The sequence below is a fragment of the Polaromonas sp. AET17H-212 genome, from assembly GCF_002379085.1.
In the GTDB taxonomy this organism is placed as follows: Bacteria; Pseudomonadota; Gammaproteobacteria; order Burkholderiales; family Burkholderiaceae_C; genus Polaromonas.
In genome coordinates this window covers 50,560-64,007 of sequence record NZ_NBZW01000011.1, presented here as the reverse complement: position 1 = coordinate 64,007, position 13,448 = coordinate 50,560, and the positions used below count along the sequence as shown (strand labels likewise).

Annotated in this window: 13 protein-coding genes and 1 pseudogene; all 14 read left to right on the top strand. The window is 64.8% G+C overall.

Going from position 1 to position 13,448, the window contains the following annotated elements; all coding sequences use genetic code 11:
• Positions 1-42: 42 nt before the first annotated feature.
• The 14 genes and pseudogenes from B7G53_RS10700 (at position 43) to B7G53_RS10640 (ending at position 13,435) form a co-directional block, all read left to right on the top strand.
• Positions 43-1,677, top strand: a complete 1,635-nt coding sequence (locus B7G53_RS10700) for a carboxyl transferase domain-containing protein (protein ID WP_096667404.1) — start codon at positions 43-45, stop codon at positions 1,675-1,677.
• Between the two features lie 18 nt (positions 1,678-1,695).
• The gene (locus tag B7G53_RS10695; RefSeq protein ID WP_096667402.1) at positions 1,696-2,835 is read left to right on the top strand and encodes an acyl-CoA dehydrogenase family protein; all 1,140 of its coding nucleotides are present in this window, start codon (positions 1,696-1,698) and stop codon (positions 2,833-2,835) included.
• 34 nt (positions 2,836-2,869) lie between these two features.
• Positions 2,870-3,655, top strand: coding sequence for an enoyl-CoA hydratase/isomerase family protein (locus tag B7G53_RS10690; protein ID WP_096667400.1), 786 nt, complete (start codon positions 2,870-2,872; stop codon positions 3,653-3,655).
• Between the two features lie 18 nt (positions 3,656-3,673).
• The gene (locus tag B7G53_RS10685; protein WP_096667398.1) at positions 3,674-4,810 is read left to right on the top strand and encodes a dienelactone hydrolase family protein; all 1,137 of its coding nucleotides are present in this window, start codon (positions 3,674-3,676) and stop codon (positions 4,808-4,810) included.
• 12 nt (positions 4,811-4,822) lie between these two features.
• Positions 4,823-5,494 (top strand): DUF4126 domain-containing protein, encoded by a 672-nt coding sequence (locus B7G53_RS10680; protein WP_096667396.1) that lies wholly within the window; start codon positions 4,823-4,825, stop codon positions 5,492-5,494.
• Complete coding sequence (locus tag B7G53_RS10675) at positions 5,487-7,478, top strand: acetyl/propionyl/methylcrotonyl-CoA carboxylase subunit alpha (protein WP_096667393.1); 1,992 nt, start codon at positions 5,487-5,489, stop codon at positions 7,476-7,478. Before B7G53_RS10680 ends, B7G53_RS10675 begins: the two co-directional genes overlap by 8 nt.
• 58 nt (positions 7,479-7,536) lie before the next feature.
• Positions 7,537-8,466: a 2-hydroxyacid dehydrogenase gene (locus B7G53_RS10670; protein WP_096667391.1), complete on the top strand. Its 930-nt coding sequence runs from the start codon at positions 7,537-7,539 to the stop codon at positions 8,464-8,466.
• Positions 8,467-8,470: 4 nt separating this feature from the next.
• A complete protein-coding gene (locus B7G53_RS10665) occupies positions 8,471-9,379 on the top strand; it encodes a hydroxymethylglutaryl-CoA lyase (RefSeq protein ID WP_096667388.1) in 909 nt (302 codons plus the stop codon).
• Positions 9,379-9,885, top strand: a pseudogene (locus B7G53_RS10660) (YbaK/EbsC family protein); the annotation flags it as partial. The gene B7G53_RS10665 and the pseudogene B7G53_RS10660, both read left to right, overlap by 1 nt.
• Positions 9,862-10,134 carry a DUF1289 domain-containing protein gene (locus B7G53_RS23375; protein ID WP_369680278.1) on the top strand — a complete coding sequence of 91 codons (273 nt, stop codon included), beginning with the start codon at positions 9,862-9,864 and terminating at the stop codon, positions 10,132-10,134. The pseudogene B7G53_RS10660 and the gene B7G53_RS23375, both read left to right, overlap by 24 nt.
• A gap of 40 nt (positions 10,135-10,174) precedes the next feature.
• Entirely contained in the window at positions 10,175-10,816 is a 642-nt protein-coding gene (locus tag B7G53_RS10655; RefSeq protein ID WP_096667384.1) for a 2-hydroxychromene-2-carboxylate isomerase, read from the top strand.
• 181 nt (positions 10,817-10,997) lie between these two features.
• The gene (locus tag B7G53_RS10650; protein ID WP_096667382.1) at positions 10,998-12,656 is read left to right on the top strand and encodes an MFS transporter; all 1,659 of its coding nucleotides are present in this window, start codon (positions 10,998-11,000) and stop codon (positions 12,654-12,656) included.
• Between the two features lie 106 nt (positions 12,657-12,762).
• A complete protein-coding gene (locus tag B7G53_RS10645; protein WP_096667380.1) occupies positions 12,763-12,942 on the top strand; it encodes a hypothetical protein in 180 nt (59 codons plus the stop codon).
• A 25-nt stretch (positions 12,943-12,967) separates the two neighbouring features.
• Positions 12,968-13,435 (top strand): hypothetical protein, encoded by a 468-nt coding sequence (locus B7G53_RS10640; protein ID WP_096667378.1) that lies wholly within the window; start codon positions 12,968-12,970, stop codon positions 13,433-13,435.
• Positions 13,436-13,448 lie beyond the last annotated feature (13 nt).

Sequence of the window (13,448 nt, the reverse complement as noted above, 5' to 3'; positions counted from 1 at the left end):
GTGTGGCCCATGCGCGGCCGCCCGCGCCGCTGTGAGGAATCTATGCCTGTTCTGGAGACAAAACTCAACGCCCGCTCGGCCGACTTTCAGGCCAATGCCGCCGCCATGCGCGCGCTGGTGGACGACCTGAAGCTGCAGGTGGCCAAGGCCGCTGCCGGCGGCGGTGAAGCCGCCCGGGCCAAACACGTGGCGCGCGGCAAGCTGCCGCCGCGCGAACGGGTGCAGATGCTGCTGGACCCGGGCACGCCCTTCCTGGAGCTGGCACCGCTGGCGGCGCTGGCGATGTACCCCGACCGTGACGGCAGCGACAGCGCGCCCTGCGCCGGCGTGATCACCGGCATTGGCCGGGTCAACGGCGTGGACTGCATGATCGTCTGCAACGACGCGACCGTGAAGGGCGGCACCTACTACCCGATGACGGTCAAAAAGCATTTGCGCGCGCAGGAAGTGGCGCAGCAAAACCGCCTGCCCTGCATTTACCTGGTGGATTCGGGCGGCGCCAACCTGCCGAACCAGGACGAGGTGTTTCCCGACCGCGACCATTTCGGCCGCATCTTCTACAACCAGGCCAACATGAGCGCGCAGGGCATTGCGCAGATCGCCGTGGTCATGGGCAGTTGCACGGCCGGCGGCGCCTATGTGCCGGCCATGAGCGACGAAACCATCATCGTCAAGAACCAGGGCACCATCTTTTTGGGCGGCCCGCCGCTGGTGAAAGCCGCCACCGGCGAGATCGTCACCGCCGAAGACCTGGGCGGCGGCGATGTGCACACCCGCCTGTCGGGCGTGGCCGACTACCTGGCGCAGAACGACGCGCACGCGCTGGCGCTGGCGCGCTCGGCGGTGGGCAACCTGAACGCCAATTTCAATAGAAAAGTGCCTGAAGTCCTTGCCAACCGCGCGCCGCGTGCTCCTGAATATGCAGCAGACGAGGTCTACGGCGTGGTGCCCACCGACACCCGCAAGCCCTACGACGTGCGCGAGATCATTGCCCGCATCGTCGACGGCAGCGAGTTCGACGAGTTCAAGGCGCGCTTCGGCAGCACGCTGGTGACCGGCTTTGCGCACATCGAGGGCATGTCGGTCGGCATCATCGCCAACAACGGCATCCTGTTCAGCGAGTCGGCGCAAAAGGGCGCGCACTTCATCGAGCTGTGCTGCCAGCGCAAGATCCCGCTGGTGTTCCTGCAGAACATCACCGGCTTCATGGTCGGGCGCAAGTACGAGGCCGAAGGCATTGCGCGCCACGGCGCCAAGATGGTGATGGCCGTGGCCACGGCCCAAGTGCCCAAGTTCACCATCATCATCGGCGGCAGCTTCGGCGCCGGCAACTACGGCATGTGCGGCCGCGCCTACAGCCCGCGCTTTTTGTGGATGTGGCCGAACGCGCGCATCTGTGTCATGGGCGGCGAGCAGGCCTCTTCCGTGCTGGCCAGCGTGCGGCGCGACGCGATCGAGGCCAAGGGCGGCAGCTGGAGCGCCGACGAAGAAAAGGCCTTCAAGCAACCGATGCTGGACCAGTTCGAACACCAGTCGCACCCGTATTACTCGAGCGCCCGGCTCTGGGACGACGGCGTGATCGACCCGGCCGACACGCGCCGCGTGCTGGCGCTGGGCCTGCGCGCCAGCCTGAACGCCCCGATTCCTGAGCCGAAGTTCGGCGTCTTCCGCATGTAACCGGCCCAGGAAACGAAAATGTCCAACGCTTCCATTTACGACACACCCGAATACGAATCCCTGCGCGACCAGATCGGCCGCTTCATCGCCAAGGAAGTCGAGCCGCACGCCGCCGCCTGGGAGGAGCAGGGCTTTGTGCCGCGCGAAGTCCTCAAGCGCATGGGCGCCGCCGGCCTGTTCGGCCTGATGTACGAAGAAAAATACGGCGGTGCCGACAGTGACGCCATGACCAACCTGGTGTTTGCCGAGGCGCTGTCGCAGTCCACCTTTGCCGGCTTCATCATCACCGTGCTGGTCCACACCGACATGGCCAGCCCGCACCTGCACCACGCGGGCAATGCGGAACAAAAAGACAAGTACCTGAAGAGGGTGATTGCCGGCGAGCTGATCACCGCGGTCGGCATCACCGAGCCGGGCGCCGGCTCCGACGTGGCCGGCATCCGCAGCACGGCCAAACGTGACGGCGGCGACTGGGTCCTCAACGGCACCAAGATGTTCATCACCAACGGTGTGCATGCCGACCTGTACTTCGTTGCGGCCAAGACCGGGCCGGGCAAGCGCGACATCTCGATGTTCATCGTCGAGAAAGGCACGCCGGGTTTCACCGTCGGCCGCGCGCTGAAGAAAACCGGCTGGCTGTCGTCCGACACGGCGGAACTGATTTTTGACAACGTGCGCATTCCCGCCTGGAACCTGCTGGGCGAGGAAGGCAAGGGCTTTTATTCGGTCATGAAAAACTTCCAGACCGAACGCATTGCGCTCGGCGCCATGGCGGTGGGCCATTGCCAGCAGGCGCTCAAGCTGACACTCGACTATGTGCGCCAGCGCCAGGCCTTTGGTGGGCCGCTGTGGGACCAGCAGGTGATCCGCCAGCGCCTGGCCATGCTGGACGCGAAGACGCGTGCCGCACGCGCTTTCATGTACCACTGCGCCTGGCGCGTGACCCAGGGCCACGACATCGTGCAGGACGTGTCCATGCTCAAGGCGCTGACCGGTGAGCTGGTCAACGAGGTGGTGCAGACCTGCCAGCAGTTCCACGGCGGCATGGGCTTCATCCGCGAAACCGCCATCGAGCGCCTGTGGCGCGATGCACGCGTGCTGGCCATCGGCGGTGGCGCCACCGAAGTGATGCTGGAAGAAGTGGCCAAGCGTTACTGAGCCATTGAGCTACTGAGCTACCGAGGAAGAAACCATGAATCACCTGCAACTGGCCTGCGACGGCGGCGTCGCCACCGTCACCCTCAATCGCCCCGAGGTTCGCAACGCCTTTAACGACGAGGTCATCGCCGAGCTGACCGCGTGTTTCCGCGACCTCGGCGCGCGTGACGACGTGCGCTGCATCGTGCTGGCGGCCAACGGCACGGCCTTCTGTGCCGGGGCCGACCTGAACTGGATGAAACGCATGGCCACCTATTCGCGCGAGGAAAACCTTGCCGATGCGGGTGCGCTGGCGGAAATGCTGCGCGTGATTTATGCCTGCCCCAAACCGACCATCGCGCGGGTGCAGGGCGACGTGTATGCCGGCGGCACCGGCCTGGTGGCGGCCTGTGACATGGCGGTGTCGGTGGACACGGCCGGGTATTGCCTCAGCGAAGTGAAGCTGGGCCTGATTCCCGCGACCATCAGCCCGTATGTGATTCGCGCCATGGGCGCGCGCGCGTCGCACCGCTACTTCCTGACCGCCGAACGGTTCAGTGCCGCAGAGGCCCTGCGTATCGGCTTTGTGCATGAGGTGGTGAGTGCCGCCGAGCTCGACGCCAAGGTGGCCGAGCTGGTGAAAACGCTGGTCAATGCCGGCCCGCAGGCGGTGCGCCTGTGCAAGCAACTGGTGCAGGACGTGGCGGAGCAGGCCATCACCCCGGCGCTGGTGCAGATGACGGTGGAAGGCATTGCCGACATCCGCGTCAGCCCGGAAGGCCGCGAAGGCGTGCAGTCCTTTCTGCAAAAACGCAAGCCGAACTGGCTGCCGTCGGCCTGAAACCGCGGCGCACCGACCATGAAGCTGAAGACGCTGTTTCTTGTTGCTGCGCTGCTGGGGGCCTGGCTGGCCCCGGCCGCGGCGCAGTCCGGCGACCTGGATGCCTCGCTCAACGAGACGGTGATCCTGATTCCCAAGGCCGGGTCGCCGGCGCTTGCGCTGGAAACCACCGTTTACAAGCCCGAGGGCGCGGGGCCTTTTCCCCTGGCCATCATCAACCACGGCAAGGCCTTTGGCAAGGCGCGTGAGCAGGCGCGTTATCGCCCGGCGATTGCGGCCCGCTATTTTCTGCAGCGCGGCTACGCGGTCATTGTCCCGATGCGGCAGGGGTTCTCGAACTCAGGCGGCAACTATGCCGGGGCCGGCTGCGATCTCGAGGGCAACGGCCTGGCGCATGCCGGTGACGTGAAGGCCACGCTCGATTACGTGACCGCGCAGCCGTGGGCAGACCGGAACAACATCGTCGTGCTGGGCCAGTCGCACGGCGGCTGGACCACGCTGGCCTTTGGCGCGCAAGCCTATCCCGGCGTCAAAGCCCTGGTCAACTTTGCCGGCGGCCTGCGGCAGGAAAAGTGCCCGGGCTGGGAGCAGGCCCTGGCGCTTGGCGCCGGCCGTTATGCCCGGAACACCCGCCTGCCGTCGCTCTGGTTTTACGGCGACAACGACAGCTACTTCAGCACTAGCACTTTTCGCGCCATGCACGCGCAGTACACGGCCGCGGGCGGCAAGGCCAGGCTGGTGGCTTTTGGCGAGTTCGGAAGCGATGCGCACCACCTGTTTGGGTCGCGTGCCGGCCAACCGGTCTGGCAGCCCGAAGTCACGCGCCTGCTGGCCGCCGTGGGGCTGCCGAGCGAGCGACAGGCGAAGTTTGCCAAATACGGCACGGCTGGACTGACGCCCCTTCCGCCGGAAACGGATTTTGCCGCGCTGGAAAATATCATCAAGCTGCCGCATGTCAAAAGCGCAGGGCGTGCGGGCTACCAGGCGTATCTGACAAAACTGATTCCGCGCGCGTTTGCCATCGGCCCCGACGGCGCCTGGGGCTGGGCCGACGGGGGTGAAGACCCGCTGAAACGGGCGCTGGAGAACTGCCAGCGCCAGAGCAAGGCCCAGTGCCGGCTGTATTCGGTCGACGACTTTGTCGTCTGGCAATAGGCGCGGATTGCGATGCAGGCCATGGACACCGCACAACTGATTGCCCTCGCCGGCGCGCTCGGCTGGGCCAGCGGCGTGCGGCTGTACCTGGTGGTGCTGCTGACCGGCCTGGCCGGCTTCATGGGCTGGATCACGCTGCCGCCCGGCCTGCATTTGCTGGCCCATCCGGTGGTGCTGGGTGCCAGCGGCTTCATGGTGTTTGTCGAATTTTTTGCCGACAAGATTCCGGGGCTGGATTCGTTGTGGGACGTGGTGCACACCATGATCCGTATTCCCGCCGGTGCGGCCCTGGCGGCCGGCGTGTTCGGCGCCGACAGCGGCCTGATGGCGCTGCTTGCGGCGCTGGCGGGCGGCACGCTGGCGGCCACCAGCCATGCGACCAAGGCGACGACCCGCGCGGCCATCAACACCTCGCCTGAACCCTTTAGCAACGTCGGGGCGTCCCTGCTCGAAGATGGCCTGGTGCCGCTGGGTCTGTGGCTGGCGATTGCCCACCCGCTGGTGTTTGTGGTCGTGCTGCTGCTTGTGCTGGTGGTCAGCGTGTGGCTGATCCGCCTCTGTTGGCGTTTCCTGACGCAGCTGTTTGCCCGTGTGGCACGCATTTTCAGCGGCAAGCCCGATACCGGGCCTCCTCCTGCCTTTACCTTGAAATCCCCTTTCTCAAAGAACGACCGACATGTTTAAAAAAATTCTGATTGCGAATCGCGGTGAAATCGCCTGCAGGGTCGCCGCCACCGCGCGCCGCATGGCCGTCCAGACCGTCGCCGTGTATTCCGACGCGGATGCCGGCGCCAAACATGTCAGTGTGTGCGACGAGGCCATCCACATCGGCGGCAGTGCGCCCAAGGACAGCTACTTGCGCTGGGAAAAAATCATTGCCGCGGCGAAAGCCACCGGTGCGGAGGCGATCCACCCGGGTTACGGTTTCCTCAGCGAAAACGAGGAGTTTGCACAGGCCTGCGGCGACGCCGGCCTGGTCTTCATCGGCCCGCCGGCGTCGGCCATCAAGGCCATGGGCCTGAAGGCCGAGTCCAAGCAGCTGATGGAAAAAGCCGGCGTGCCGCTGGTGCCCGGTTACCACGGCAGCGACCAGGACCCGGCGCTGCTCCAGCGTGAAGCCGACAGCATCGGGTACCCGGTGTTGATCAAGGCGAGTGCCGGCGGCGGCGGCAAGGGCATGCGTGCGGTCGAGAGGTCGGAAGACTTCGCGGCCGCGCTGGCGTCCTGCAAGCGCGAAGCCATCAGCAGTTTTGGCGACGACGCGGTGCTGGTGGAGAAGTACGCGCAGCGCCCGCGGCACATCGAGATCCAGGTGTTTGGTGACACCCACGGCAACTATGTGTACCTGTTCGAACGCGATTGCTCGGTGCAGCGCCGGCACCAGAAAGTGCTGGAAGAAGCGCCGGCGCCCGGCATGACCGAAGCGATGCGCCGCGAGATGGGCGAGGCCGCGGTGGCGGCGGCGCGGGCGGTCAACTACGTCGGCGCCGGCACGGTGGAGTTCATTGTCGAGCAGCGCCCCGACGGCACGATGAACTTCTTCTTCATGGAAATGAACACCCGCCTGCAGGTGGAGCACCCGGTGACCGAAGCCATCACCGGGCTGGACCTGGTGGAGTGGCAGTTGCGCGTGGCCTCGGGGGAAAAGCTGCCGCTGGCGCAGGACCAGTTGCGTATCCACGGCCATGCGATCGAAGCGCGCATCTGCGCCGAAAGTCCCGACAACAACTTCCTGCCCGCCACCGGCACCTTGCATGTCTACGGCCTGCCGCCCTCGGTCGCGTTCGAGCGCGGCCTGGTGCGTGTGGATGCCGGCGTGCGCGAAGGGGATGCGATCTCGCCGTATTACGACTCGATGATCGCCAAGCTGATCGTGCATGGTGACAACCGCGAGCAGGCGCTGGCGCGCATGGACGAAGCGCTGGCGCAATTGCACATCGTGGGCCTGAGCACCAATGTGCAGTTCTTGCGCCATGTGGTGCAAAGCCGCTCGTTTACCCAGGCCGATCTGGACACCGCGCTGATTCCGCGCGAGGAGGCGGTGCTGTTCAACCAGGAAAAACTCGGCCTGCCGCTGGCGGCCGCCGCCGCCGTGGCCTTGAGCCTGCTGGCAGAAAAAGCGCAGGAAACAGACGACCCGTTCAGCAAACGGGATGGCTGGCGTTCGCATGGCCTGAATCTGCGGCGTTTCGAATTCGAGTTCCATGGCGAGCCGGCGAAAGCCGAGCTGACCTATCTGCACGACGGTGCGCTGCGCCTGGCCGTCGGTGACGTGGACCAGGTGCTGGTGTTTGCCGGCAGCGGCGGCGCCGTGGACATCCGTTTTGGCGAGCAACGGCTCAGCGCGCACATCTACCGCCGCGGCGAAACCGTGCATGTGTTCGCCCGGCAGGGCGCCACGCAGATCACCGTGATCGACCAGCTGGCGCATGCCGGCGAAGCCCATGGCGAAGCCGGCCGCCTGACCGCCCCCATGCCGGGCAAGGTCGTGTCGTTTGCGGTGAAGGCCGGTGACAAGGTGAGCAAGGGCCAGGCGCTGGCCGTGATGGAAGCCATGAAGATGGAGCACACGATTGCCGCACCGGCCGACGGTGTGGTGCAGGAGGTGTTGTACGCCCCCGGCGACCAGGTCACCGAGGGCGCGGAGCTGCTCAAGATGGTGGCCTGAGGACGAATGCCCCGGCGCCTGTTGCCGACACAGCGCGCGCCCGCGGCACAATCTAGGCATGAAAATTTCCTTTTGTTGTACCGATACCAAGGCCGAGCCCTGGCTGGCCGGGTTGCGCGCCGCCTTTCCGGCCGATCACGTTGAACAGTGGGCGCCGGGCGCCGCGCCGGCAGACTATGCGGTGGTCTGGGCGCCGCCCCAGCAGTTTCTGGACGAGCAGCCCCAGCTCAAGGCCTTGTTCAACATCGGGGCGGGCGTGGATGCCCTGATGAAGCTGCGCCTGCCGCCCCAGGCGGCCGTGGTACGGCTGGACGACGCCGGCATGTCGGTGCAGATGGCCGAGTACGTGTGCCATGCGGTGATCCGGCATTTTCGCGAATTCGACGGCTACGAGGCCGATGTCAAACAGGGCACATGGTCCTACCGCAAGCCACGGCTGCGCCAGGATTTTCCGGTCGGCGTCATGGGCCTGGGCGTGCTCGGCGAACGCGTGGCCCGGGCGCTGGCGCAGTTTGACTACCCGGTTCTGGGCTGGAGCCGGTCCGCCAAAACGATAGCGGGCGTGCAGTGTTTTTCAGGGCAGGCCGGGCTGGATGATTTCCTCTCGAGCACACGCGTGCTGGTGTGCCTGTTGCCGCTGACCCCCGACACGCAGGACATCATGAACCGGCAAACGCTCTCCAGGCTGCGGCCCGGCGGCTATGTTGTCAACGTGGCGCGCGGCACGCACCTGGTGGACGAGGACCTGATCGCGCTGCTCGACAGCGGCCATCTGGCCGGCGCCACGCTGGATGTCTTTCGCACCGAACCGCTGCCGGCCGCCCATCCTTTCTGGAAACACCCCCTCATCACCGTCACGCCGCACACCTCGGCCCGGACCCTGCGCGAGGAAAGCATTGCGCAGATTGCCGGCAAGATCGCGGCGCTCCACGCGGGCCAACCGATTGCCAGCCTTGCCGGTGTGGTTGACCCGAAAAAAGGATACTAGCCCCATGCAATTACCTTCCAAAGTCAAAATCGTTGATGTGGGTCCGCGCGACGGCCTGCAGAACGAAAAGGCGCAGGTGCCTGCCGCCGTCAAGATCGAGCTGGTGCACCGCTTGCAGGACGCCGGCCTCACTGAAATTGAAGTCACCAGTTTTGTGTCGCCCAAGTGGGTGCCGCAAATGGCGGACGCTGCCGAGGTCATGGCCGGCATCACGCGCAAGCCCGGTGTGCGTTATTCGGTGCTGACGCCTAACATGAAGGGTTTCGAGGCCGCCGTCTTGTCCAAACCCGATGAAATTGTCGTGTTCGCTGCCGCCAGCGAGGCTTTCAGCCAGCGCAACATCAACTGCTCCATCGCCGAGAGCATTGAGCGTTTCCGTCCCGTGGCCGAGGCCGCCCGGGCCCACAACATCCGTGTGCGCGGTGCGATTTCCTGCGCCGTGGGCTGCCCTTACGAAGGCGAGGTCGCGCCCGAACGTGTCGAGATGGTGGCGCGCCTGCTCAAGGACATCGGTGTGCAGCACATCGGAGTGGCCGACACGATTGGCGTGGGCACGCCGCTGAAGGTGCAGCGCGCGATGGAAGCCGCGCTGAAACACTACGCCATCGACGAGCTGTCCGGGCATTTTCACGACACCTATGGCCAGGCGCTGGCCAACACGCTGATCTGCCTCGAAATGGGTATCTGGAACTACGACACCTCGTCGGCCGGCCTGGGCGGCTGCCCGTATGCCAAGGGCGCAACCGGCAATGTGGCGACCGAAGACGTGGTCTACCTGCTGCAAGGTATGGGCATAGACACCGGCATCGACCTCGACAAGCTGATCGATGCCGGCAAGTTCATCAGCGACTACCTGGAGCGCAAGCCCAATTCGCGCGCCGCCACCGCCTTGCTCAACAAGAGGTTGGGGTGATGTGTGGCAGTGAGCTCAAGGTGTTGCCAGAAGGCGTGCAGCGCGTTGCCGCGGAACTGCAGGCCAGGGGCCACCCGCATTCGCCGGTGATGCTGGACGACGCGGCGCGCACTGCGCAGCAGGCGGCCGATGCCCTGGGCATTGCGTTGGGCCAGATTGCCAAAAGCATCATCTTTCGCCGCAAGTCCGACGACGCGGCGGTGCTGGTCATCACGGCCGGCGACCAGCGTGTCGACGAGCGCAAGGTCGAAGCCCTGGTCTGCCCCGATGGCAAGCGGCTGGGCCGGGCGGACGCAGAGTTTGTCAAAACCCGCACCGGCTTTTCGATAGGCGGCGTCTCGCCGCTGGCGCATGCCACACCGCCCGTCACCCTGATCGACCAGAGCCTGTTCCGTTTTGAAGAGGTCTGGGCAGCGGCCGGTCACCCGCATGGCGTGTTCAAACTCAGCCCGCAGGCGCTCGTTGCTCTCACCGGCGCGCCTGTGGCCGACGTGGCGGTGGACCCGGTGCAGGAACAGGTCGCGCAGCAACATGCTATCTTTTTTGTAGCGGCCCGCGCCCGTGACATAAAGGATCAGACCGAAAACCTTCCTTCGCCCTGCATCTCGGTGTGCCGCATGGACGCGGTCAGCGGCTGGTGTGAGGGCTGCTTCCGGACGCGCGACGAAATTGCCGGCTGGAGCGGGGCGACGGATGCGGGCAAACGTGTGGTCTGGACCCTGATCGAGCAGCGCATGGCCGCGCTGCAAGCCTGACGGACACCGTCCTCAACGCATCCACTCCGGCGAGCGTGCCATGAAACACATCACCTGCTACCTTGACTTCATCTCGCCCTATGCCTACCTGGCTTTCGAGAAGCTGCCCGAGGCCCTGAAGGGTCTCAGCTACAGCGTGACCTACAAGCCGCTGCTGTTTGCCAGCCTGCTCAAGCACCACGGCCAGCTCGGTCCCGCTGAAATCCCCGCCAAGCGCGACTGGACTTACCGCCAGGTGTTGTGGCTGGCCCACCAGCACGGCATCAGGCTGCAACTGCCTGCCAGTCACCCGTTCAACCCGCTGGGCCTGCTGCGCCTGGCCGTGGCCTGCGATGCGCACGGCACGCCCAACCGGTATGTCTGCGAGACCGTGTTTCGCCATGTGTGGCAGAGCGGGCTGGAGGCGGCCGATCCGCAGCGGCTCGTTGCACTGGCGGCGTCACTGGCGCCGCAACGCGACATCGAGGGTGCGGACGTGAAAGCGCAGTTGAAGGCGCACAGCGACGAGGCCATCGCGCAGGGTGTGTTTGGCGTGCCCGCGCTGGCGGTGGACGGCAAGCTGTTCTGGGGTCTGGATGCGCTGCCCATGCTGCGCGCCTTTCTGCTCGGCGATGCCTGGTTTGACGGCCCGGACTGGGACGCGGCCAGTCAGCTTGCGACGGGTGTCGCGCGCCGGAAATAGCTTGCCGCCCCGGCATTCTCCGCATGCCGAAAATTTCTCCGGGGGTTTTCCCTTGACTTGTCAGGGGGCGATAAGTTTGGCGCAAGCTCCTGTTGGTTTCGCGTCAGAGCAGGGTCAGCGTCTCCAAAAATAATCTGCACAACCTCCATGTCGGGGGTGTTCAATTATTGGAGACAACATCATGGCAACTGCAGCCGCCCCCAGGCCGATGAGCGCCGAGGAGAAGAAAGTCATCTTCGCTTCGTCACTCGGCACTGTTTTCGAGTGGTACGACTTTTACCTCTACGGTTCGCTGGCAGCCATCATTGCCAAGCAGTTCTTTAGCGGACTCGATGAAGGTTCGGCCTTCATTTTTGCCCTGCTCGCGTTTGCGGCCGGTTTCATCGTGCGTCCCTTCGGCGCACTGGTGTTCGGCCGCCTGGGCGACATGATTGGCCGCAAATACACCTTCCTGATCACCATCCTGATCATGGGCCTGTCGACCTTCATCGTCGGCCTGCTGCCCAACTACGCCACCATCGGCGTTGCCGCGCCCGTGATCCTGATTGCGCTGCGCATGTTGCAGGGCCTGGCGCTTGGTGGCGAGTACGGTGGTGCAGCCGTGTATGTGGCTGAGCACTCGCCGCACGGCAAGCGCGGTGCCTATACCTCGTGGATCCAGACCACGGCCACGCTGGGCCTGTTCCTGTCGCTGATGGTGATCCTGGGTACGCGTACCGCGCTGGGCGAGGCGGCTTTTGCCGACTGGGGCTGGCGTGTTCCTTTCCTGGTGTCCATCCTGCTGTTGGGCGTGTCGGTGTACATCCGACTGAGCATGAACGAGTCGCCGGCCTTCACCAAGATGAAGGCCGAAGGCAAGACCTCCAAGGCACCTTTGTCCGAATCCTTTGGCCAGTGGAAGAACCTGAAGATCGTCATCCTGGCGCTGATCGGCCTGACGGCCGGTCAGGCGGTGGTCTGGTATTCGGGCCAGTTCTATGCACTGTTCTTCCTGACACAGTCCCTCAAGGTGGACGGCGCCACAGCCAACATCTTTGTTGCTGTTTCGTTGCTGATTGGCACGCCTTTCTTCGTCGTTTTCGGCACGCTGTCGGACAAGATCGGTCGCAAGCCCATCATCCTGGCCGGTTGCCTGCTGGCTGCGCTGACCTACTTCCCGGTGTTCACTGCACTGACCAAAGCTGCCAACCCTGATCTTGCTGCTGCCCAGGCGAAGAACAAGGTCGTCGTGACGGCTGACGCGAGCGAGTGTTCGTTCCAGTTCAACCCGACTGGCACCGCCAAGTTCACCAGCTCCTGCGACATCGCCAAGCAGGTGCTCGCCGGCGCGTCGGTGAGTTATGAGAACGCGCCTGGCGCCACCGGTGTGCCCGCCACCATCAAGATCGGCGAAACGGTCATCTCCAGCTATTCCTCCAAAGGCCTGCCTGCGGATGAAGCCAAGAAGAAGGACGCTGCCTTCAAGAAGCTGGTTGCGGACGACCTGAAGGCTGCCGGCTACCCGACCAAGGCCGATCCGGCCAAGGTGGACAAGTTCATGGTGATCGCCATCCTGACCTACCTGGTGCTGCTCGTGACCATGGTCTACGGCCCGATTGCGGCCATGCTGGTGGAACTGTTCCCCACGCGCATCCGCTACACCTCCATGAGCCTGCCGTACCACATTGGCAATGGCTGGTTTGGCGGCTTGCTGCCCACCACGGCCTTTGCCATCGTGGCGCAGACCGGCAACATGTACAACGGCTTGTGGTATCCGATCATCATTGCCGGCATGACCGTCGTGATTGGCACCTTGTTCATCAAGGAAACCAAGGACGTCGACATCTACGCTGACGACTGAGCCCGGGAATGACAGCCCTCTGGTTCCGCCCGCTCCCGGGCGGAACCAGCGAACCAATTTTTTTAAAACCCCCGCGTTGCCGGGGGTTTTTTTCTGGAGACATAGCATGTGGAAAATAGCACTCGCCTTCGTGGCCTTTGCCGGTCTGGCCATCTTCATCCTGAGCAAGGGCGGAGACATTGACATGGGAGGCGAAAAACATGGCATCGACGTTACGCATGAAGCCCCGCCGCCGGCATCGGCCGCTTCAGCTGCTGCGTCTGCCGCGTCCGCGCCTGCACGTTAGCCCACCCCCGCACCGGACCCGCACCATGATTTACGCCAAGACCGAGGCCGGGCAGCAGGCCTTGAAAGACCGGTCCCTGCTCACGCCCCGACAGCGCTCCGCCTTCATCCTGTTTGACGGCAAACGTTCCGTTTCGCAGGTGCTGGAGGCGACGGTGGGCCTGGGTGTCACATCGGCGGAGTTGGTTCAGCTGGTGGAGTTGGGTTTTCTCACCCCCAGCCAGCAGTCACTCGACACGGCCGCCACCGCGGCGGCGCAGGCGGCGGCCATGGTGGCCAGGAAGGAGGGCAGCGATGCCGCCAATGACCGCTACAAGCAGGCCTACCCGATCGCTGCACAGTTGACGGGCGCGCTGGGGCTCAGGGGGTTCAGGTTGAACCTGGCCGTCGAGGGTGCGGCAGATGTGGAGGCCCTGCTCGCGCTGTTTCCCAAAATCAGGGAAGCCGTCGGGGCCGACAAATGCAGCGCGCTGGAACAGGCCCTCAAGGGCTGAGGGCCCTGGGCTG